This window comes from Streptomyces sp. NPDC003016 (assembly GCF_053591455.1).
The window spans coordinates 50,119-70,441 of sequence record NZ_JBSFTV010000032.1 but is presented as its reverse complement, the minus strand read 5'-3'; the positions used below and the strand labels follow the sequence as shown (position 1 = coordinate 70,441).

General features: G+C 72.2%; 18 protein-coding genes and 1 pseudogene. 9 read left to right on the top strand and 10 right to left on the bottom strand.

Going from position 1 to position 20,323, the window contains the following annotated elements; all coding sequences use genetic code 11:
* Positions 1-135: 135 nt before the first annotated feature.
* Entirely contained in the window at positions 136-1,683 is a 1,548-nt protein-coding gene (locus tag ACWDZ4_RS25645) for an MFS transporter (protein ID WP_451510735.1), read from the bottom strand.
* A 487-nt stretch (positions 1,684-2,170) separates the two neighbouring features.
* Here ACWDZ4_RS25645 and ACWDZ4_RS25640 point away from each other — a divergent pair, with 487 nt between their 5' ends.
* Genes ACWDZ4_RS25640 through ACWDZ4_RS25630 form a run of 3 tightly spaced genes read left to right on the top strand, consistent with a single transcriptional unit; the run spans position 2,171 to position 3,664 of the window.
* On the top strand, positions 2,171-2,533 hold the full coding sequence (locus ACWDZ4_RS25640) for a cupin domain-containing protein (RefSeq protein ID WP_451510734.1): 363 nt from the start codon (positions 2,171-2,173) through the stop codon (positions 2,531-2,533).
* A gap of 57 nt (positions 2,534-2,590) precedes the next feature.
* Entirely contained in the window at positions 2,591-2,914 is a 324-nt protein-coding gene (locus tag ACWDZ4_RS25635; protein WP_451510733.1) for a putative quinol monooxygenase, read from the top strand.
* Positions 2,915-2,938: 24 nt separating this feature from the next.
* Entirely contained in the window at positions 2,939-3,664 is a 726-nt protein-coding gene (locus tag ACWDZ4_RS25630) for a type 1 glutamine amidotransferase domain-containing protein (protein WP_451510763.1), read from the top strand.
* A gap of 39 nt (positions 3,665-3,703) precedes the next feature.
* Here ACWDZ4_RS25630 and ACWDZ4_RS25625 read toward each other — a convergent pair whose 3' ends face one another.
* The 4 genes from ACWDZ4_RS25625 to ACWDZ4_RS25610 all read right to left on the bottom strand — a co-directional run bounded on the left by ACWDZ4_RS25625 (position 3,704) and on the right by ACWDZ4_RS25610 (position 10,098).
* On the bottom strand, positions 3,704-6,583 hold the full coding sequence (locus ACWDZ4_RS25625) for an NHLP bacteriocin export ABC transporter permease/ATPase subunit (protein WP_451510732.1): 2,880 nt from the start codon (positions 6,581-6,583) through the stop codon (positions 3,704-3,706).
* A gap of 1 nt (position 6,584) precedes the next feature.
* Complete coding sequence (locus tag ACWDZ4_RS25620) at positions 6,585-8,864, bottom strand: NHLP family bacteriocin export ABC transporter peptidase/permease/ATPase subunit (protein ID WP_451510731.1); 2,280 nt, start codon at positions 8,862-8,864, stop codon at positions 6,585-6,587.
* Positions 8,861-9,667 carry an HlyD family efflux transporter periplasmic adaptor subunit gene (locus tag ACWDZ4_RS25615; protein WP_451510730.1) on the bottom strand — a complete coding sequence of 269 codons (807 nt, stop codon included), beginning with the start codon at positions 9,665-9,667 and terminating at the stop codon, positions 8,861-8,863. The genes ACWDZ4_RS25620 and ACWDZ4_RS25615 overlap by 4 nt, the downstream gene beginning before the upstream one ends.
* A 203-nt stretch (positions 9,668-9,870) precedes the next feature.
* Positions 9,871-10,098: a type A2 lantipeptide gene (locus ACWDZ4_RS25610; protein WP_451510729.1), complete on the bottom strand. Its 228-nt coding sequence runs from the start codon at positions 10,096-10,098 to the stop codon at positions 9,871-9,873.
* Between the two features lie 495 nt (positions 10,099-10,593).
* Here ACWDZ4_RS25610 and ACWDZ4_RS25605 point away from each other — a divergent pair, with 495 nt between their 5' ends.
* Entirely contained in the window at positions 10,594-11,073 is a 480-nt protein-coding gene (locus tag ACWDZ4_RS25605) for a hypothetical protein (RefSeq protein ID WP_451510728.1), read from the top strand.
* 39 nt (positions 11,074-11,112) lie between these two features.
* Here the strand turns inward: ACWDZ4_RS25605 and ACWDZ4_RS25600 are convergent, their stop codons facing one another.
* On the bottom strand, positions 11,113-11,838 hold the full coding sequence (locus ACWDZ4_RS25600) for a class I SAM-dependent methyltransferase (RefSeq protein ID WP_451510727.1): 726 nt from the start codon (positions 11,836-11,838) through the stop codon (positions 11,113-11,115).
* Positions 11,839-11,971: 133 nt separating this feature from the next.
* Between ACWDZ4_RS25600 and ACWDZ4_RS25595 the strand changes: the two genes are divergently transcribed.
* Positions 11,972-12,415, top strand: a complete 444-nt coding sequence (locus ACWDZ4_RS25595) for an SPW repeat protein (RefSeq protein WP_451510726.1) — start codon at positions 11,972-11,974, stop codon at positions 12,413-12,415.
* A gap of 143 nt (positions 12,416-12,558) precedes the next feature.
* Here the strand turns inward: ACWDZ4_RS25595 and ACWDZ4_RS25590 are convergent, their stop codons facing one another.
* Positions 12,559-13,872 carry a streptophobe family protein gene (locus tag ACWDZ4_RS25590; protein WP_451510725.1) on the bottom strand — a complete coding sequence of 438 codons (1,314 nt, stop codon included), beginning with the start codon at positions 13,870-13,872 and terminating at the stop codon, positions 12,559-12,561.
* 307 nt (positions 13,873-14,179) lie between these two features.
* Between ACWDZ4_RS25590 and ACWDZ4_RS25585 the strand changes: the two genes are divergently transcribed.
* The 4 genes and pseudogenes from ACWDZ4_RS25585 to ACWDZ4_RS25570 all read left to right on the top strand — a co-directional run.
* The gene (locus tag ACWDZ4_RS25585; protein ID WP_451510724.1) at positions 14,180-14,944 is read left to right on the top strand and encodes a DUF6777 domain-containing protein; all 765 of its coding nucleotides are present in this window, start codon (positions 14,180-14,182) and stop codon (positions 14,942-14,944) included.
* A gap of 176 nt (positions 14,945-15,120) precedes the next feature.
* The gene (locus tag ACWDZ4_RS25580; RefSeq protein ID WP_451510723.1) at positions 15,121-15,462 is read left to right on the top strand and encodes a hypothetical protein; all 342 of its coding nucleotides are present in this window, start codon (positions 15,121-15,123) and stop codon (positions 15,460-15,462) included.
* Between the two features lie 179 nt (positions 15,463-15,641).
* Positions 15,642-16,679: an NAD-dependent epimerase/dehydratase family protein gene (locus ACWDZ4_RS25575; protein ID WP_451510722.1), complete on the top strand. Its 1,038-nt coding sequence runs from the start codon at positions 15,642-15,644 to the stop codon at positions 16,677-16,679.
* A gap of 132 nt (positions 16,680-16,811) precedes the next feature.
* Positions 16,812-17,675, top strand: a pseudogene (locus ACWDZ4_RS25570) (SigB/SigF/SigG family RNA polymerase sigma factor); the annotation flags it as partial.
* A gap of 109 nt (positions 17,676-17,784) precedes the next feature.
* Here ACWDZ4_RS25570 and ACWDZ4_RS25565 read toward each other — a convergent pair.
* The 3 genes from ACWDZ4_RS25565 to ACWDZ4_RS25555 all read right to left on the bottom strand — a co-directional run bounded on the left by ACWDZ4_RS25565 (position 17,785) and on the right by ACWDZ4_RS25555 (position 20,261).
* Entirely contained in the window at positions 17,785-18,048 is a 264-nt protein-coding gene (locus ACWDZ4_RS25565; RefSeq protein WP_451510762.1) for an ATP-binding protein, read from the bottom strand.
* A 272-nt stretch (positions 18,049-18,320) separates the two neighbouring features.
* Positions 18,321-19,532 carry an FUSC family protein gene (locus ACWDZ4_RS25560; protein ID WP_451510721.1) on the bottom strand — a complete coding sequence of 404 codons (1,212 nt, stop codon included), beginning with the start codon at positions 19,530-19,532 and terminating at the stop codon, positions 18,321-18,323.
* A gap of 21 nt (positions 19,533-19,553) precedes the next feature.
* Positions 19,554-20,261 carry an HAD family hydrolase gene (locus tag ACWDZ4_RS25555; RefSeq protein WP_451510720.1) on the bottom strand — a complete coding sequence of 236 codons (708 nt, stop codon included), beginning with the start codon at positions 20,259-20,261 and terminating at the stop codon, positions 19,554-19,556.
* Between the last annotated feature and the right edge of the window lie 62 nt (positions 20,262-20,323).

Below are 20,323 nucleotides of genomic sequence, written 5' to 3'. Positions count from 1 at the left end.
CGGATGCCTGTCGTGGTTCCGGTACGGAAGGCATGGATCACGCCTCGTGGTCGGTGTCCCGCCAGTGAGTCACCCTTGGGGCGGCTCTGAAGTACCGGAAGTACGACAGGTGGGGGCCGGGGCCGTCCGGCCGGCTCAGTGCGCGTTCTCGGTCGGGCGGAGGTCCTTGGGGATCTTCGCCCAGGCCAGGACCGCCGCCGCGAGCGGCAGTGCCGCGGCGAGCAGGAAGGTCGGGGTCATGCCCGCGGTGAAGGCCGCGGAGACCTTTTCGAGCAGTGCGGCCCCGGCCGGGCCGCCGGTCTGCGCGGCCAGGTGCGCGGCCTCGCCCACGGAGTCGCGCACGGCCGCCGTCGCCGCGCCGTCCAGGCCGAGCGCCGGCAGGTGCGCCCGGTACAGGGCGGACGCCACGCTGCCGAGGATGGCGACGCCCATCGCGGCGCCGAGTTCGTAGCAGGTCTCCTCGATGGCGGCGGCGCCGCTGACGTCGCGCGCCGGGGCCGAGGCCATCAGGGTGACGGAGGCGACCGTGGTGGCGATGCCGACGCCGCAGCCGAGCACGCCCAGTGCGAAGGCGACGGACGGGTAGCCGAGGGTGCCGGTCCGCTGGAAGACCCAGGGCAGCGCGAGGCCGGCCGTCATCATCAGCAGTCCGCCGCCGAGGACGTGACGGATCGGGAGGCGGTGCATCAGGGCGGGCGTCACCAGTGAGGTGACGACCAGTCCGAGGGGCGCGGGGAGCAGCCGGATGCCGGCCTGGAGCGGGCTGTAGCCCTCGCCGTACTGGAACCACTGGGTGATCAGGAACAGTGCCGAACCGAGCGCGATCATCCCGAGGAAGATCGCGGCGGCGGCGATGCTGAACGGCCGGCTCGCGAAGAGCCGCACCTGCAGCAGCGGCTGCGGAAGCCTCAGCTGGCGGCGTACGAACAAGGTCAGCGCGATCGCGGCCACGGCCAGCAGCGCCCACGCGACCGGGTCGGCGGGGCCGCCCTTGCCGAGCTGCTTGATGCCGCCCGCGAGGGCGAGCATGCCGACGACCGACTGGCCGACGCCCCACCAGTCCCAGCGGCCCTCGCGCGGCTGACGCGACTCGGGCAGCAGCCACAGCCCGAACGCGATGACGGCCAGCGCGACCGGCACGTTGAGCAGGAACGCGGACTGCCAGCCGTTCTTCTCGACGAGCAGGCCGCCCACGACCGGGCCGAGCGCCATGCCGCCGCCGAAGACCGCCGCCCAGACGGCGTACGCGAAGGCGCGCTCGCGGGCCTCGGTGAAGACGTGCCGCAGGATCGACAGGGTCGACGGCATGATGGCCGCGCCGCCGACGCCGAGCAGCGCGCGGGCGGCGATGACCTGCCACGGCTCGGTGGCGAACACGGCGAGCAGCGAGGCGAGCGCGAAGACTCCGAAGCCGATGAGCAGCAGGCGCTTGCGCCCCCAGCGGTCACCGAGCGCGCCCGCGGTGACCAGCACCCCGGAGAGCGCCAGCGCGTACACGTCGATGATCCACAGCTGCTGCACGGAGCTGGGCCGGAGGTCGTCGACGAGGGAGGGGAAGGCGACGTTGAGGATCGTGGTGTCCATCGCGATCAGCAACAGGCTGCCGGAGAGGATCGTGAGGACGGCCCAGCGCCGGGGGTCGAGCTGGGCCCGGGGGTCTGGCCGGACGGGGGCGGGGTGCATTGCGGTCCTGTTCGGGTCGTGCCGGACGGCGCATGATGACACCGTCCGGTCTCGCTTGAGACACCAGTGTCTCAAATAAGACCGCAATCCGCACATCCATTCCCGGACGCCCCCGCCGCGCCGCCTCCGCCCCCGCTCCCGCCCCGGCCACCCGGAGATCCGCCGTCACGGGCGCACCGGGCCCGTCCGCGGCCCGGCTCCACGGGTCGGCGGGTGATCCATGCGCGATGCCGGCCCCTTGCCGTCGGCACGGTTCCGGACACGCGCATATCGTTGAATCGGAATGTCCGCGAAGTCCTCACGGAGGGCGGTGTGCGCGGTGGCCGGGCATCGGATACTGGGCCCCGAGGACGGCGAGCCCTACCGGCCGGAGCGGGCGTGCGGGGACCGGTTCCTGATCAACAGCCGTGAGTGGGGCGGCCACTTCGCGCTGGTCGAGCACCGCCTGCCCCGAAGGTGCTCGCGGCCCCGGCGCACAAGCACACCCTTGAGGCTTGAGGATGAGTTCAGTTTCGTCATCGAGGGGTCGGTCGGTGCGAGGTTCGGTGCCGAGGAAGCCGTGGCCGGGCCCGGCGATCCCGTGTTCAAGCCGCGCGACGAGTGGCACACGTTCCAAAACGCCGGGCAGACGCCGGCCCGGCTGCTGGAGATCATCTCGCCGGGAGGACTGGAGGAGCTGTTCCGACGGCTCGACCAGCCGACCGGGGAACTGGGTCCGGAGGAGTCCGAGCAGAAGGTGGGGCCGTACGGCTGCCCGGCGGACATGGAAGCGGCCATGGCACTCGTCGCGAAGCACGGGCTGGTCTTCCGACGCCGCCCGGCCGCGCTGGGCGCGGGGCTGGTCACGTGAACACCGCACAACCGGTCGACTGGCGCAGCGTGAAGCGTTGCGCCATAGAATGACCGAATGATCTTCATTGTTGTCAAGTTTCCCGTGAAGCCCGAGTACGCCGAAGCGTGGCCGCAGCACGTCGAGGCCTTCACCCGGGCCACCAGGGACGAGCCGGGCAACCTGTGGTTCGAATGGTCGCGCAGCGTCGAGGACCCGACCACGTACGTGCTGGTCGAGGCGTTCCAGGACGACGCCGCCGCGGCCCATGTCAACTCCGACCACTTCAAGGCCGCGTTGGAGACGATGCGTCCCCTGGTGCGCCGTACGCCCGAGATCGTGAGCACGACCGTCGAAGGCGCGGACGGGTGGAGCGCGATGGGCGAACTCAAGATCGACTAGCAGGTGGGGAGCTTGGAGAGCAACGTGTCGAAAATCCTCTTCGTCGTCACCGGCGCCGACCACTGGACCCTGGCCGACGGTACCCACCACCCCACCGGCTTCTGGGCCGAGGAGGTCGTCGCCCCCCACGAGGCGTTCACGGGGGCGGGCCACGACGTCGTGGTCGCCACCCCGGGCGGCGTCGTACCCGTCGTGGACCGGGCCAGTCTCGACCCGGCGGTCAACGGCGGCCACGAGGGCGCCGACCGGGTGGTGAGGGCCCTCGCGTCCTTCACCGCGCTGCAACAGCCGCTGAAGCTGGAGGAAGTGGATCCGGCCGACTACGACGCCGTCTTCTACCCCGGCGGCCACGGCCCGATGGAGGACCTCGCGGTCAGCGCCGAATCCGGCCGGGTACTGAGGGACGCCCTCGCCTCGGGCAAGCCGCTCGGAGTGGTGTGCCACGCCCCGGCCGCGCTGCTGGCCACGGAGGGCGCCGACGGCGGCTCGCCGTTCGCGGGCTACCGGCTGACCGGGTTCACCAACGCCGAGGAGACTCGGACGGGCCTCGCGGACAAGGCGAAGTGGCTGCTCCAGGACCGTCTCGTGGAGCTCGGCGCCGACTTCCGGGAGGGCGGGCCCTGGGCGCCGCACACGGTCGTCGACCGCAATCTGTACACCGGTCAGAACCCGGCGTCGGCCGGTCCGCTGGCGGAGGAGATGCTCAAGGCGCTGCGCTCAGAGGCGCTGCGCCAAGAGGCAGAGCGCTGAAGGCGGTGCGCGGAGACGCAGCGCGCCGGGAGCAGCCGGTCACGTCAGCTGGCGCCGTACCAGTTCGCGCAGCCGGCCGCCGGCGTCGGCCAGCAGCTGGGAGGGCGGCCCCTGTTCGACGATCCTGCCCTCCGCCATGACGATCACGCGGTCGGCGTCCATGACCGTGGAGAGCCGGTGGGCGATCACGAGGCGGCCGGCGTTCAGCCTGCGCGTGCTCTCCATGACGATGCGCTGGGTCTCGTTGTCCAGCGCGCTGGTGGCCTCGTCGAAGAAGAGGATGCGCGGCCGGCGTACCAGTGCCTGAGCGATCATCAGGCGCTGCCGCTGTCCGCCCGAGATCGCGCCGCCGCCGGAGATCATCGTGTGCAGCCCCATCGGCATGCGCCTGATGTCCTCGGCCAGACCCGCCATCTCGGCGGCCTCCCACACCTCCTCCTGGGAGAAGGTCTCGGCGCCGCAGATGCAGTCCAGGATCGATCCGGTGAGCGGCTGCGCGTTCTGCAGGACGACGCCGCACTGACGTCGTACGGCCGCCTGGTCGAGCGCCGCCAGGTCCTGGCCGTCGTAGAGCACGCTGCCCGAGGCCGGCTCGTCGAATCCGATGAGCAGCCGCAGCAGGGTCGACTTGCCGCAGCCGCTGGGCCCGACGACCGCCACGAACTCGCCCGGCCGCACGCCGAACGACACGTCGTCGAGGACCAGCGGGCCGTCGTCGGTGTAGCGGAACGAAAGTTTCCTGGCCTCGACGGAGCCGGACAGGGTGCCGGGCTGCGTGCCGGCGCCGCGTACCTCCGGCGCCTCGTCCAGGACCGGCTTGATCTGCTCGAACATGGGCAGTGCGGCGGCGACCGAGATGAGCGCGCCGCTGAGCTGGGTGACCGACGTCAGCAGCATGGTCACGGCCGTGCTGAAGGTCAGGAACGCTCCGGCCGACATGCTGCCGCGGGCGGGTCCCGCCAGCAGCATGAACATGATGAGGGAGCACAGCGGCAGGTAGATCGCGTCGAGGACCGTGGTCAGGTTCTTGATGCGGCCCGCGCGCTGCTGCATTTCGCGGGTACGGGCGAACTCGCGTGCCCAGGCGGCGTACGCGAAGCTCTCGGCCGCCGCGACCCGCAGTTTGGGCAGTCCCCGCACGGTCTGGAACGCCTGGTTGTTGAGCTTGTTGCCGAGCTCGACCAGCCGCCGCTGCCAGCGCACCTGCCACAGGCCCATGCCGAGGAACACGGCGCCGATGACGACGAGCATCGCGAGCGCCGCCAGGGCCAGCGGCACGCTGAACCAGAACAGCAGAGCGATGTTCATCGCGCCGACCGTGCTCGCCTGCACGGCCACCGGGCCGAGCCCGGACAGCACCCTGCGGATGGAGCTGATGCCCATGGCCGCACTGGCCAGTTCTCCGGTGGACCGGGCGGCGAAGAACCTCGTCGGCAGTCGCAGCAGCCGGTCCCAGACGGCGGGCTGGAGGGTGGCTTCGATACGGCCTTCCATCCGGAGGAGGGTGAGGTTCTGGAGCAGCATGAAGGACGCGGCGACGATGCTGGTGATCATGACGGCCAGGGAGACCTGGGCGATGAGGCCGCTCTCGGCGTCGGGTACGTACACGCCGAGCACCTGCCCGGTCGCGATCGGCACCAGACCGCCGAGGCCGACCGTCACCAGCCCGCTGAGCAGCAGGTTCCGCAGGTCCGGGCGGGTGTCGCGAAGGCTGAAGCGGAACAGGCGCCACAGGGTCATGGGCTGTTCGGGCAGCGGGCGGTAGAACATGACCGCGCGTGGCTCGAAGTCGTCCGCGTTGTCCTTGCCGAGACGCGTCCGCACCCCCGAGGCCGGGTTCACCGCCTCGTACCGGCCGCGGCGCCACAGCAGCGCGACGGGGGCGCCGGACTTGGCCCGGTGGCCCACCAGGGGGCCGGAGTCCGCCCGCCACCAGCTCCCGTCGAGCCGGACCGTGCGGGTACGGATGCGGGAGGCCAGCGCGATCCGCTCGACGGGGGTCACCCGGTCGTCGGCCGCGCCGCCCTTGGAGGGCTCCGAGAGGGTGATCCCGGCGGCTTCGGCGACCCGGCGGCAGACGGCGAACGTCGCGTCGTCGGTGGCGCGGTCCGCGCCCGCCGCTCCCCGCCCGGAGCGGTCGAAGCGGTCGGGCCGGCCGGAGCGGTCGGGCCGGCCGATGGAGGCCACCAGTGCCTGGTCCGCCCGCGCGCGGACGGCCGCGCCCGCCTTGATGCCGGCCGCGGTGCGGTCCTCGTGGGCGCGCTCCAGCTCCTCGATCCAGTGGTCCACGGCGGTCAGCAGGCGGTACTGCTGGTTCACCATCTGCTGCCACATCGCGGTGTCGATCAACAGATCGCCCGCGGCCTCCGCGCTGTAGGAGGCGCCGTACTGCACGCTGCCGGGCGCGACCGGCATCCACAGGACGTCGGCGTCCGCGACACCCGCCTCGATGCCCGGGCGGCCGTCCAGCGGGGCCTCGAACAGCACGCCCAGGGCGCGTCCGATGCCGAGTGCGAAGGCGTGGTCGAGCGGGCTTTCGTACGCCGCGTGAGCGTAAGGGCCGGCCTGGGTGTAGGGATCGGCGTACTCGGGCCGGTACAGCTCCCGCAGCGGGATGCGGCGCAGCAGGCAGTCCTGCGACGGCCGGCCGAGCAGGGTGTGCTGGGGTCCTTCGACCGGGCCGAGCAGCAGCGCCCCCGTTTCGAGGCGGCCGAGGAAGTGCCAGTGCCCCTGCTGGACGGCGTCGACCGCGAACAGGTCCAGGGCGCCGCCCACCACGAGCCACACCACCTGCGGCCCCTCCAGCGACAGGCTGCGCAGTCCGGAGCAGTCGACGAGCACGCCGAGGCCGCCGAGCGCGTAGGTCACCGCGTCGGTCTCGGCGGAGCCCTCGACGGCGGCCGGGTGTACGAACGACATGTCAGTGCTCCTTGACCAGCTCGGCGTACGGTCCCCGGGCTGCGACCAGGTCCTCGTGCCGGCCGCGTTCGACGACCGAGCCGTGGTCGAGTACGACGATCTCGTCGCTGTCGCGCACCGTGCTCAGCCGGTGGGCGATCACGACGCACGCGCAGCCGCGCCGCCGCAGGTTGTCGATGATGACGCGCTCGGTCTCCGCGTCGAGGGCGCTCGTCACCTCGTCGAGCACGAGGATGCTCGGCCGCCTGACCAGCGCGCGGGCGATCTCCAGGCGCTGGCGCTGCCCGCCGGAGAAGTTGCGCCCGTCCTGCTCGACCCGGCTGTGGATGGTGTCGGGGCGCCGCGCGATCACGTCGTACAGCGCGGCGTCCTGGAGGGCGGCTACGACGGCCTCGTCCGGTATCGAGGGGTCCCACAGCGCCACGTTGTCCCGGACCGTGCCCTCGAAGAGGAAGATGTCCTGGTCGACGAAGGAGACGGAGGCGGCCAGCGCGCTGCGGGAGATGTCCTCCAGGCGCTGTCCGTCGATCCGGATCGTCCCCTCCCAGGGGGTGTAGAGGCCCGAGATCAGCCGGGAGACGGTCGACTTGCCGCTGCCCGATCCGCCGACGAGGGCGACCTGCTGTCCGGGGCCGACCGCCAGCGAGAAGCCGGTGAGCAGCGGTCTGTCCAGCGGGCTGTAGCCGAAGGTGATGTCTTCGAGCGTCACGTGGCCCTTGAGCCGGCGAGTGGGCCCGTCCGGCTCGCGGCGCGCGTACAGCACGTCGGCCGGGAAGCTCTCGACGTCCTTCAGCCGGGCCACGTCGGCGGCGAAGTCCTGGATCCGGCCCGCCACTGCGTTGAGCCGGCTGATCGGCGCGGTGAAGCGCGCCACCAGCGCCTGGAAGGCGACGAGCAGCCCGATCGAGATGTGCCCCTCCACGGCCCGCAGGCCGCCGATCCACAGGATCAGCGCGCTGTTGAGGGTTGCGAGGGTGGGTGCGACGACGGCCAGGTACGCGCTCGGTACGCCGAGGCGCTGCTGCACCTCCAGCGTGGTCGCGTGCTGGCCCGCCCAGCGGCGGAAGAAGCCGTTCTCGCCGCCGGTGGCCTTCATGGTCTCGATCAGCTGGAGGCCGGTGTACGAGGTGTTGGTCAGCCGGGCGCTGTCCGCGCGCAGCTTCTGGGTGTGCGTGGCCCGCAGCCGGATCACGATCCGCATCGCGACCACGTTGAGCAGCGCGACGATCACGCCGACGAACGTCAGCTGGGGATCGTACGTCCACATCAGGAAGGCGTAGAGGATCACCACCACCCCGTCCACGCCCGCGGCGGCGAGGTCGCGCGCCAGCGTCTCGGCGACCGCGTCGTTGGACTGGAGGCGCTGGACGAGGTCGGCCGGGCTGCGCTGCGCGAAGAAGGTGACGGGCAGCCTCAGCAGGTGGCGCAGGAACCGGGCGCTGCTCAGCGTGGAGGAGATGATGCGGCCGCGCAGCAGGTTCGCCTGTTGCAGGCCGGTCAGTACGGCGGTGAGCGCCACCATCGTCGCCATCGACGCGAAGAGCGGTCCCAGCACCGACGTCTGGTCGCCGATCAGGAACATGTCGATGTACGTACGGCTCAGGGCGGGCACCGCCGCGCCGACGGCGACGAGCAGCAGGCTGGCGAGGAGCGCGGCCAGCAGGGTGCCCGTGGTCCCGCGCATGCGCGCGGGGACGGCGCTCATGACGCCCGGCCTGCGGCCGCCGCGGCGGAAGGACCCGGTGGGCTCGAAGACGAGGACGACCCCGGTGAAGCTGGTGTCGAAGTCCTCCGCCGGTACGAAGCGGCGGCCCTTGTCGGGGTCGTTGATGTGGACGCCCCGGCGGCCGAACCTGCGCCCCGTGCCGTCGTAGACGACGTAGTGGTTGAACTCCCAGAACAGGACGGCCGGTGCCTGGACCACCTCGGCGAGCGCCGCCGACTCCATCTGCATGCCCTTGGCCTGCAAGCCGTAACTGCGCGCGGCCTTCAGCAGGTTGCTGGCGCGCGAGCCGTCGCGCGAGACCCCGCACGCGATGCGGAGCTCTTCGAGCGGAACGTGCCGCCCGTAGTGGGCCAGCACCATGGCCAGCGCGGCGGCGCCGCACTCCACCGCCTCCATCTGGAGGACGGTGGGCGTGCGGACGGCCTTGCGCTTCCCGGTCCGGGCGGGCCGCGCACGGCGGCGGCCGCCGGTCGCCGCCTCCGGGCGGTGCCGGCCGCGGCCCGGCGGCGGCAACTGCTGCTGCGGCGGCGCAGTGGAAGGGTTCGGTGCGGTCACGGAAGCAGCCAATCGATCGGATGCTGCTCGGCGAGGTGGATGGCGCCGGTGGCGAGGGTCATGGATGCGACGGCGTACGGCGGCCCTTGCGAGGCCGACCAGGAGTAGCCGGACGTGGAGGAGGCCGACCGGTCCAGCCGGACGAGCACGGACACGGGCTGGCCGTGGGTCGAGAACTCCTCGCCCAGCTGGCCGCTGCCGAGGAAGCCGGTGATCCGCTGGCGGCTCTGGGCGGTCCTGCCGACCGAGGCGACCCTGCCGCGCAGTACGCCGTACTGCTGGGCCGGGACCGACTGGACGGTCAGGTCCACGGAGGCGCCGACGGGCACGGTCGGTCCGCTGTCGGCCGGTACGTAGAGCACGGCCATGAGCGGGTCGTCCGCGTTCTTCGCCCGCTCCACTGCCGCCACGTCCGCCCCCGTGGTGACCACGGAGCCGATCGCGGCGACGAGCGTCGTCAGCCGGCCCGCGGCGATGGTGCGCACGACGGTGTCGCCCTGCGCGGTACGGACCTTCAGCAGCGGGGCGTCGGCGGAGACCCGCTCGCCCTCTTCGGCGAGTACGCCGGTGACCTGGCCGGCGACGGGGCTCTGCAGGACGTAGCTGCCCTGGGCGTGGGTGAGGATCCCGGGGGCGCCGAGTGTGGAGGAGACGGTGCCGTTCACCGCCCAGACGGAAGCGGCGATCATGACGACGACCGTGACGATCAGAACAAGCCGGCCCTGGGGACGGGCGAATCGCACCGGCAGATCAATTTCTTCGGGCGATTGCAGCTTGGAAAGCGCCTGTTGGCGAAACTGCACGACACTCTTCCCTCGACTGCAATGGTCTGTCGGGTATGCGGGGCCGCTCGCGCGGTGAAAGCGGGGCGGGCCCGGAAAGGCGGCCGTACGCCCCGGACCCTGGGTGGGTCCGGGGCGTACGGCCCGGCCTGTCGGCAAGGAGGGGGCGCCGACGGGCCGTGTTCACCGCTCGCGGCCGCGCCGCTCAGCGGCACACGGCAGGATCAGACGCCGGCGATCGTGGCGGTGGCGATGCCCGTGGCCGGGGCGGTGTTGAGGCCGGTGACGCCCTCGACGGTGCCGACGACCGAGCCCACGGTGGCCGAGACCGGGAAGACGGAGTCGACGAGGCCCGTGGCGTTGGCGAGCACGGGGGTGCCGAGGAGGCCGCCGGACACGTTGTCCAGGTCGTTGTCGGAGATTTCCTGGGTCGCAACCTGGGAGAAGTTCATGATGCGAGTTTCCCTTCGCGTGGATATTTCGAAATACCGTGACCGGCCCTGACGAGCGGGCCTCGGTGCGGAGGATCAAAGCACGTATGCGTGACGGGCAGCCAATCGAACGATTGCCGGACCGGGCACATCCCTGCGCACAATTACCGCGACGTGCACGTCCGTTCATCACTCGGTGACACCTCCTTCACGGAATCACCCGACGCGAATTCCGAGCGCGGGGCGTTCCCGCGAGGCCCCATTGGACATTCCCTCCCAGAGGGGCTTACCCGCAGGTCACAACAGGTGAAGCCATGGGGAGACCGTGTGCCGACTGAGCATGGGATGTGCAGATTCACTGGTGTGACAAGGCAATTACGGAACGCCACTCCGGCGTACGGAAAGAAAGCGAGCAACTTCCCGCCGGAAGGGGGTCGTTCAGATCATCGGCGACATGGGTAGGAAAACGGTGCAAGAGCTGACGTCCGCCGCGAACGGCGGCAGAAGGGGGCACACATGGAACCGGCCGGCAGCGCGGAGACGGACGCGGGCGGGCTGCCCCTGTCCGAGGTCACCTACCAGGACCCCGACGACGACTCCGGCGAGTCCGCCATGCGCGCGTACGCCCGGCGGGCCTGCGAACTGACCGGCATGGACCCGGAGTACGGCGTGCCCGCGCTGGTCACGATCGCGCTGCGCGAGTCCGCCTGCAACCACCCGCGCTGGCGGGTGAACACCACCGACTCCAACGCGCACGGCCCGGTCATGGCCGACGGGCACCCGCAGAACTGCTCACGCGGCGCCACCCAGTGCATCCCCCCGACCTTCGCGGCGTACCACCAGGAGGGCACCGCGACGACCCCCTACGACGTGGTGGCCTGCATGTGCGCCACCATCAACTACGTGCGCGCCAGGTACGGCGTGGACCGGTCCGGGTCCGACTTCGCCGAACGGGTCCAGCAGGCGGATCCCGGCCGGCCGCCCAAGGGTTACTGAACCGGCCTCCCGCGCCCGGCCTGCCGCACCACCGCCCCCTCACCCCTTGCGGGCCACCACCAGCCGCCAGTCGGGGCTCCCGTCGGCGCGGCGGCCGAACTCCTCCAGGGGCTGGAGCCGCACCGTGAACCCGGCCCCGGCCAGGTCGTCCCGCACGTCACGCAGCGGGAAGGTCCGGTAGTACATGACGAACCGCGGCCGCCACAGGGCGTTGCGCACCCGCATCACGGAGTCGAAGCCGAGCAGCGCCCAGTACAGCGGCGAACGGACGGGCGGGGGCGCGCCGATGGGAAAGACGAAGAGTCCGCCGGGCCGCAGCGCCCGGTGGACCCCGGCGAACAGCGCGGGCCGCTCGGCGGGCAGGAAGTGGCCGAACGCCCCGAAGCTCACCGCCAGATCGAATTCCCGGCTGAACGGCAGGGCGCGGGCGTCGGCCCGCACCCAGTCGACCGCGGGCGTCCCCCCATCGCCGGACGCCGCCCCGGCGGCGGCCAGCATCCCGGCGCTGAAGTCGGTTCCGGTGACCCGCTCGCGGCACAGCGGCCGCAGCACGCGGACGCCCGCGCCGGTGCCGCAGCAGACATCGAGTCCCGCGTCGAACGGGCCGAGTGCGCCCAGGGACCCGGCGACGGCCTCCAGGAACCGGTCGGGGGTGCGGAAGGGGGTGTGGTCGAACTTCGGGGCCAGGAGGTCGTAGCCGCGCTCGACGGAGGAGAGGGCCTGCACGGCCAGCTCGCGGAAGGTGGGGCCCTGGGAGGTGAACACGGACGCCAGGGTAGCCGTGGCGTCCGGAGCGCCGTCGCGATTCCCGTTCCGCCGACCCGTTGACCAAAATGGTCTATTGAGCGTTATATATGACGTAAAGGGCAGATAAGGCTTCTACCGGAGGCAGCCTGTCATGACCACTCACACCAGCATCGAGCAACACCCCGACCTGGCCGAAATGCGCTCCCGGTTCGAGCGCGCGACCAGTACCCCCCGCGCCCAGGCGATAGAGACGCTGGCCCTGCTCACGGGTCTGTACCTCGCCGCCTCGCCGTGGATAGCCGGATTCAACGGCCTCACCACACTGGCCGTGTGCAACCTGATCACCGGTGTCGCCTACGCCGTATGTCTGGGCGGGTTCGGCTCGGCGTACGAGCGGACCCACGCCATGGCCTGGGCCGCCTGCGCCATCGGCGTATGGACGATCGTCTCTCCATGGGTCGTGGCAGGCAACGTCGACACCACGCGCAGCGTCGTCAGCAACGTGATCGTCGGCTGCGTGGCACTGCTGCTCGGTCTGGCCATGACGGCCATGAACCGCGGCTCGACCGGCCGCGCCCGCGGCCGCGGCCACTGAGCCCCGGCGCCGGCACGACGGGTCGGCACTCCGCGGCCCCGTCCTCGGCCCCCGGCCGCACACGGCCGGGGGCCGAGGGTGCCCGGACGAAAGCATGCCCGGCCAGGGGGCCGTCCTGGGGCACGCCCGCCGGCCGGCGGGTCTCAGGAGGCCGGCGGCGGCACCTCGCCCCGCCGGTGCACCCGTGCGGCGAGCAGGCCGCCGAGGAAACCCGCCGCCAGCCCCCAGAGCACGGCAAGGCCGAGCGCCGTCCACAGCCGCGGCCGCAGCGAGACCTCTCCGTCGAGGCCGAGACCGAGGTCGCCGCCGATCTCCGAGAAGAGGTCTCCGATTCCCAGCAGCGACAGACCGTAATGGGCGGAGATCCCGGCGGTCAGGCAGACCGCCAGCACGGTGAGGGTGAGCGCGACGGCCATATGGACGGCGTGCTGCCACAGCCGCGTCCGGGCGGGTGAGCGGACCGCCATGAGGAACGCGGCGGCCACCACCAGAACCACGGCGGCGACGACCAGCAGCCACCAGGCCCGCCCGCCCTGCTCGGTGAGCGCACGGAGACCGAGGGCGGAGATCTCCGGCGTACGGAGCACCTTGTCCAGCACCTGCGGCATCGGCAGCCCGAAGGGACCGTCCACCTTCCCCTCCCAGGACGCGCCGAGTCCCACCGTGAAGGCGATCCAGGCGAGGTTCGGCAGCCCGAGCAGGATCACGGCGAACGTCTCGGCGGGGTGATCGCGCGTCACCGCGACGACGAGTGCGACGACCAGCCCCAGTACGGCGCAGGAAAGCAGCAGCGCCACCATGGCGAAGGCCGCCGGGCGCACCGGTTCCTGGAACCGCAGCAGGCGGGCGGGGAGCGGAGCCCCGCGGGACACCAGGAGAGCCACGGCGAGGAGGCCCGCCAGCCACAGCAGTCCGAAGAGGAGGGTGACGGGGAGGTCGGCCCGGAACCCGACCTCGGGCGACGCCTCTTCCAGCAGCCCGTCGAAGAGACCGCCCGTCGGGTCCTCCAGCGGGATGCGGAACGTGTGCCGCGCGAGGAGCGAGAGGACGATGAGCACAAGCGCCCACAGGGCCGCCAGGCAGGCGGCCCGTCCGGCGAGTTCGCGGACACCGGCGACGGCCCGGTGCCGCAGCGGCCGCAGGAAGCCGACGGCGATCACCAGCGCCCCGGCGAGGGTCACCGAAAGGGGCAGCACCGACAGGTCCGCCCTCGTCTCGGCGATCGCACCCGCGCCTCCGGAGATCCCGACGGAGCCGCCGGCCGCCATCACCACGACGGCCGCGACGACGCGCGGGAACGCGCCTCCGGGCAGGTCGGCCGCGCCCGCGGCCCACAGTCCGAGAGCCGCAGCGGCGGCCATGGCCGCCAGGCCGGCGAGCACCGCCACGAGGGCGTCACCCCAGATGTGTGCGGCGCGCGGCGCACGGGCTCGGTCGCTGAACTCCTGCTGGCTCACGCTGTCACGCTATCCACGGGTCCGGCGGTCCGCCGCCGGGGAGGGCCGACCGCGTCAGCTTGCGGGCCGTACGGACACGGGGCACAGAATAAGGGCACAAAGGCAGAGGAAAGCCAAGAACTCGGACTGATCCATACGTTGGGAAGAGCAGCCCGTGAATGCTCAACCGCCGCCGTCAGGCCGCCCCACAGGACCTCCCTCCGGCCCCCCGGGCGGTGGCGGTACGGACGGGTCACGTGAATCCGGGCGTCCCTGGTGGCGGTCCGCGCCCCGGGTCTCGGCCCTCGCCGGCGTCCTGGTGGCCGCGGTGGTGGTGACCGTCGTCCTCACCCGCCCGGACGGCGGACCGGTCACGGGCGGCGAGGTCTTCCTGGAGAGCGCGGACGCACCCGGGCCGGATCCGTACACCGAGTCGGCGGCACGCCGGGACCCCGGGGCGACGTCACCGAACGTGCCGCCGAACGTGGCGGCGAGCGTGGCGGCGACCCACTCCGACGCCATCCCCGTCAGGGAGGGGTCGGCCCCCGGCCTCTACGGCGGGGCCCGGAAGGTCTCCAGCTGCGACGTGGAGAAGCAGATCACCACGCTCACGGCCGAACAGAACAAGAACAAGGTGTTCGCCACCGTCCTGGGCATCGGACGCACCGGCGTACCGGAGTATCTGCGGTCGCTGACGCCCGTACGGCTGCGGGTGGACACCCGGGTCACCGACCACGGCTACCGCAGCGGCGCCTCCACCAGGTACCAGGCCGTACTGCAGGCCGGCACGGCCGTCCTCGTCGACGACCGCGGCGTGCCGCGGGTGCGCTGCGCGTGCGGCAACCCGCTGCTCCCGCCGGTCGCCCTGCAGGGCGCCGTCAAGCGGAGGGGGGACCCGTGGCCCGGGTTCCGGCCCGCGAACGTGGTGACGGTGAGGCCCGCGGCCCGGCCGGTGGACGCGTTCGTCCTGTTCGACCCGGAGAGCAAGGGCTGGTTCCGCCGTGAAGCGGGCGACACGGGCGACGGCGACGAGGAGACTCCGCCGCCCTCGGCGGGTTCCGGCCCGCCGGCCGCCGAGGGGCCTACCGAGTGAATTTGAGGGCGTACCCGCCTCCTGGCTCGCCCCGTGCGCCGGGCCACTGGTTTGCTGCCGGGCAGGCGTACGGCGAGCCGCCGCAGGCCGGAGTTCCGGTGCCGGTGCCGCCGGGAGTCCGGCGGGGGTGAGCACGCCGCCCGGGAGCGAGAAGGCCAGGAAGGAAGGAGGGGCGCATGGAACCCGAGGGGGACAGCGACCGCGGTCTGGCCCAGCTGGAGGGCTATCTCCTGTGGAGCGCCGAGGTGGCGGAAGCGCGCCGCCAGGCGGGCCTCTTCACCGAGCAGCTGCCGTGGCTGACCACCGCACAGCGCGAGGACGTGGAACGCGTCTACACGGCCGAGCGGCTGGCCGCTTCCCGGGCCATGCTGGTGCGGATCGCGGACCGGGCCACCGCGCTGCGCGGCGAGTACACCGAGCGCTACTGCCGGCTCAGGACGCGTTGCGTGGCAGCGGCCGTCCTGGCCGCCGGCGCGGCGAGCGGGGCGTGCGCGGCGGTCACCTTCCTCGTCCGGTGACAGCCGTCCGGCGACACTCCCCCGACGACACCCGTTCGATGACACCGCGCCCGACGACACCCGTCCGGTGACACCGCGCCCGGCCGCGCGGCGCCCGTTTCACCTGTTCCGTTCTGGGGACCCGAAGGGCGTCCGCCCGGTTTCGGAACAACGCAACGAGTGAAGTCACGGGGTGCCTCATGAGTGTGAGAACAGGGCTACGGGTGGTCGTCACGGGCGCCACCGGCAATGTCGGCACCAGCGTGGTGCGGGCACTCGCGGAGGATCCGCAGGTCGCCTCCGTCCTGGGCATCGCACGGAGGGTTCCCGAGCTGACGGTCCCCCGTACGGAATGGGCCGCTGTGGACCTGGGGCAGAAAGAGGCCGGCGACCGGCTCGTCGGGCACTTCGCCGGCGCCGACGCCGTCGTCCACCTCGCCTGGCGCTTCCAGCCCACCCACGACCCGGTGCTCACCTGGCAGACCAATGTCCTCGGCTCGCTCAGGGTCTTCGACGCGGTGGTGACCGCCGGAGTGCCCGCGCTCGTGCACGCCTCGTCGGTCGGCGCGTACGCGCCCGGCCCGAAGGAGGCTCCGGGAGTCGACGAGTCCTGGCCGACCCACGGCTGGCCGGACGCCGCGTACTGCCGCGAGAAGTCCTATCTCGAGCGGGTGCTGGACACCTTCGAGCACGAGCATCCGCACGTCCGCGTCGTACGCATGCGTCCCGCGTTCCTTTTCAAGGAGGCGTCGGCGAGCGAACAGCGGCGCATCTTCGCGGGCCGCTTCCTCCCCGGTCCCCTGGTACGGCCGGAACTGCTCCCCTGGGTCCCCGATCTGGAGGGGCTCGTCCTGCAGGCACTGCACACCGACGACGCCGCACAGGCGTACCGGCAGGCCGTGGTGCGCGAAGTGGACGGAGCCTTCAATCTGGCCGCCGACCCGGTCATCGACGCGCGGGTGCTGGGCGAACTGCTGGAGGCGCGCGTGGTGCGGGTGCCCGTGCGCGTGGTGCGCACCGCGCTCGCGGCGGCCTGGAGCGCGCACCTCGCCCCGGCGTCACCCCACCTGTTCGACGCGGTGCTCCGGCTGCCGGTGCTCGACGCGTCCAGGGCGCGCCGGGAACTCGGCTGGCAGCCGTCGCGGACGTCCGTCGACGCGATCCGGGAGTTCCTGGACGGCGTGCGCAAGGGAAGCGGCGAGCGGACACCACCGCTCGCGGGCCGCAGGGCGAGCTAGCCCCACGTCGCCGGTACCGGTACTGCCACCGGTACCGGCGATTCGTGCAACAAGGCGACAAAACGCCCGCTTGGGTAAGATATCGGGCAGGAAGCTCGTACGACGGTTCCCCCAGCGCGTCGAAGGAGCCTCATGTCCAGCCGCCTGCGCACTCGAGACACCGCCCCCGCCGCGCCCGGGTCCCGTCCACCGGGACTGGCCGACTTCCCCGACATCCCGGACCCACGCACCCTCCGCACACCGGACGCACGCACCCTGTCCGACTCCCTGTTCGGGCGGCTGGCGTCGCTGAAGGAGGGGACACCGGAGTACGCGTACGTCCGCAACACCCTGGTCGAGATCAACCTCAGCCTGGTGAAGTACGCCGCGTCGCGGTTTCGCAACCGGAACCAGCCCATGGAAGACGTCGTCCAGGTGGGCACCATCGGTCTGATCAAGGCCATCAACCGTTTCGACGTCGGGCGCGAGGTGGAGTTCCCCTCTTTCGCGCTGCCGACGATCGAGGGCGAGATCAAGCGTTTCTTCCGGGACAACAGCTGGGACGTCCGGGTGCCGCGCCGGCTGCAGGAGCTCCGCATCGACATCGCCCGGGCCTGCGACATCCTGGAGCAGGACCTGGGCCGCGAGCCCACAGCCGCCGAGCTCGCCGACCACCTGGGCGTGAGCCAGGAGCAGGTGCAGGAGGGCCGGCGGGCGGCGAACGGCTACAACGCCCGTTCCCTCGACGTGGCGTTCGACGACGAGGCGCCCACGAGTTTCGCGCAGTGCTGCCTGGGCGAGGAAGTCCGGGCGTACGACACCGTCGAGTGCATGGTGGCCCTGAAACCACTGGTGGCCACCCTCGCCGAGCGGGACCGGACGATCCTCACCATGCGGTTCGTCGAGGAACTGACACAGCGGGAGATCGGCGAACGGATGGGCATCTCCCAGATGCAGGTGTCCCGGCTGCTGACACGCATCCTGAGCACCCTGCGCGAGGCTCTCCTCGCGGAGGACGACGGGCGGCCCGCGAAGGTCCCGGACGGGCGGCCCGCCAAGACTTCGGACGGGCGGCCCGCCAAGGTCCCGGACGGACGGCCCCTCAAGACCTCGGACGGGCGGCCCGCTAAGGACCCGGCCGCCGGGCGCCACCCGGCGCCGCCACCTCCGCCCACACCGTCTTGCCGCTTCCCCGGGGGAGAGAGCCCCAGCTCCGGGCGAGACGCCGCAGCACGGTCAGACCGTGCCCGCCGGGCGCGGCCACGCCCGGCGGCCGGGGCCTCGGATGGACGGGGCTGCCGTCGGTGACCTCGATGCGCAGCCGGTCGGCCGTGCAGTGCAGTACGAACTCCCTGGGCCCGCCGGCGTGCAGGCAGGCGTTGGTGACCACCTCGGACACGAGCAGAAGGACGTCGTCGACGACCGCCTGCTCCTCTTCGTCCCCGGCGGGAATCCACTGCCAGTCGGACAGGGCCTCCCGGCTGAAGTCGCGGCAGCGACCCACGATGTCCTCGGCGCCGCACAGGGTCAGCCGACGGGTCTGCCCCCGCGACTGGAGGACGTCACTCAGTACCACGACGCACCCCCTGGTCTGGGTTGAGGGCTTGGGATGAGGGCTTTGGCCATCGGGTGCCCGGAACGCGGCGTTTTACCCTTTGCGTTTCATCCTTTGCCCCGGCCGCCCCGCGCAGGCTGTGCGCGCACGTTCCGCTCCAGCGGAGCGAGCTCGTAAAGAAGCTGCTGGGACTCCGCGACCAGGCCACCGACCGACGTGGCCGTCTCGCTGTCCTGGTCCAGCAGCTGCTGCTTCAGCCGCCCGTGCGCGGCCCAGGCCGATTCGAGCGCGAGCGCGCGTTCCTCCCCCGCGTCCCGGCCCCGCCCTTCGAACACCTCCCGGTCGGCCGCGCACACGTCACCCGCCGCCCGCAGCAGATCCGACAGGTGCGCCAGGACGGAATCGGGCGGCGGCCTCAGCATGGGCTCGTCGCTGACCGTACTGACGAGGCTGCGCGTGAGCGCCACCAGCGGGTCGGCGATCCGTTTCCAGGCGTAGTCCCACTCGGGCGGGGGCAGGGCCGGGCCGGTGCGCCGCAGCCGGCTGCCCGGGTTGAGGCGGTAGCTCTCGCGGGTCCACCGGCGCGCGTCGTGCAGCTCCGCCAGGATCGCGGTCACGCGGCGCGCGCGGTCGTGCCAGGATTCGGCCTCCTGCCGGCCGTACCCCTCCCGCAGGCCGTCGGCGACGGTGTGCAGCAGCTCGGAGCTCTCCGAAGGGAGCCTGCGCAGGGAGTCCCGGACGCTGCGCAGGTGTACGGGGGGAAGGATCAGCGCGTTCACCGCGATGCCGATGACCGCGCCGACGGCCGACTCGAAGAGCCGGTGCAGGATGTCGAGGCCCGAGTAGGACCCGTAGGCCAGTACGAACACCGCCGTCGTCGGTGCGTACAGGCCCTGCTCGCCGAAGCGCCCGTAGTTGCCGAGCAGCACCGCGACCGGCAGGACCAGGACCATGGCGGCCATGGTGTCCCCTGTCAGGTTGGCGGCTCCCGCCGCCAGTACGGTGCCCAGGGCGATCACGACGAGCTGCTGCACTCCGGAGCGCAGGGAACGGTAGACGGTGCTCTGCACCAGTACGACCGCCGTCCACGGAGCCATCAGCGCCATCGGGGCGTTCCACCACCAGCCCGTCAGCGCCCAGGCCAGGGCCGCGGCGCCCGCGGCCTTCAGGGACTGGGTGACCACGTCGCGCTCCGGGCCGGGACCCGCCCGGGCCCGGCGGGCCGAACGCCAGATCGTCGATGCCTCCCGGGCCGGCCACCGCCACGTACGGCCGAGCGCGACACCACCGGTGTGCGATCGGTGATCACTCTCTGCCACTGCCACCTCCGGAATCCGCGCCTACGTCACGGCACGCGTTCCCGGACGAGCGTCGCCGAACCGCTCCTTCAGCCGGCCGACCGGGCTGTCGCCGAGGCCGGCCAGCAGGTCCGCGGGGTCCTGGTAGACGGCCGCGGCGCCGGCGCCCTCGAGGTCCGCCTGCGGGATGCCCCCGCACCGCAGCCCCACAGCGAGCACGCCCGCCCGGGTGGCGGCCTCCATGTCCCACACCGTGTCACCGACGAAGACCGCACGGTCCGCGGGCACCCCGGCCAGTTCCAGGGCCCGCTCGACCGGGTCGGGGGCCGGCTTGCCCGCGTCGACGTCGTCGGCGCTCGCGGTGGCGGTGATGGCGTCGTCGGCGTCGATGGCACGGCGCAGGGCGTCGAGTTCCGCGCCCTGCGCCGACGTGGCGAGGACGACGCTCCAGCCCTGCCCGGCGAGGGTCCGCAACAGCCGGCCGGCCTGCGGCAGGGCGGGCAGCCGGTCGGCGTACGTCGCGTACAGCGTCTTGTGGGCGGCGCTGATGGCGGCGTCCTGGCTCGTGTCGCGTCCGGCTCCGAGCAGATGGGCGACGAGGTCGTGGCCCGCCAGGCCGACGGCCCGGTGGATGTCGTGCATCACGACGTCGTGCCCGGCCTGGCGGAACGCCTCCCACCAGGACGTCACATGCAGATGGTTGGTGTCGACGAGCGTCCCGTCGACGTCGAAGACGGCCGCGCACTCCATGTCGCCGTTCCTCCTTCTCGGAACTTCTCGGCATTTCCCGGAACAGGCCGACGGGCCGCGCG

Coding starts and splice junctions, on each gene's coding strand:
- ACWDZ4_RS25635 (WP_451510733.1), top strand. CDS start 2,591: ATGATCTTCATTGTTGTCAAGTTTCCCGTGAAGCCCGAGTACGCCGAA.
- ACWDZ4_RS25645 (WP_451510735.1), bottom strand. CDS start 1,683: ATGCACCCCGCCCCCGTCCGGCCAGACCCCCGGGCCCAGCTCGACCCC.
- ACWDZ4_RS25605 (WP_451510728.1), top strand. CDS start 10,594: ATGGAACCGGCCGGCAGCGCGGAGACGGACGCGGGCGGGCTGCCCCTG.
- ACWDZ4_RS25610 (WP_451510729.1), bottom strand. CDS start 10,098: ATGAACTTCTCCCAGGTTGCGACCCAGGAAATCTCCGACAACGACCTG.
- ACWDZ4_RS25625 (WP_451510732.1), bottom strand. CDS start 6,583: ATGTCGTTCGTACACCCGGCCGCCGTCGAGGGCTCCGCCGAGACCGAC.
- ACWDZ4_RS25555 (WP_451510720.1), bottom strand. CDS start 20,261: ATGGAGTGCGCGGCCGTCTTCGACGTCGACGGGACGCTCGTCGACACC.
- ACWDZ4_RS25575 (WP_451510722.1), top strand. CDS start 15,642: ATGAGTGTGAGAACAGGGCTACGGGTGGTCGTCACGGGCGCCACCGGC.
- ACWDZ4_RS25580 (WP_451510723.1), top strand. CDS start 15,121: ATGGAACCCGAGGGGGACAGCGACCGCGGTCTGGCCCAGCTGGAGGGC.
- ACWDZ4_RS25595 (WP_451510726.1), top strand. CDS start 11,972: ATGACCACTCACACCAGCATCGAGCAACACCCCGACCTGGCCGAAATG.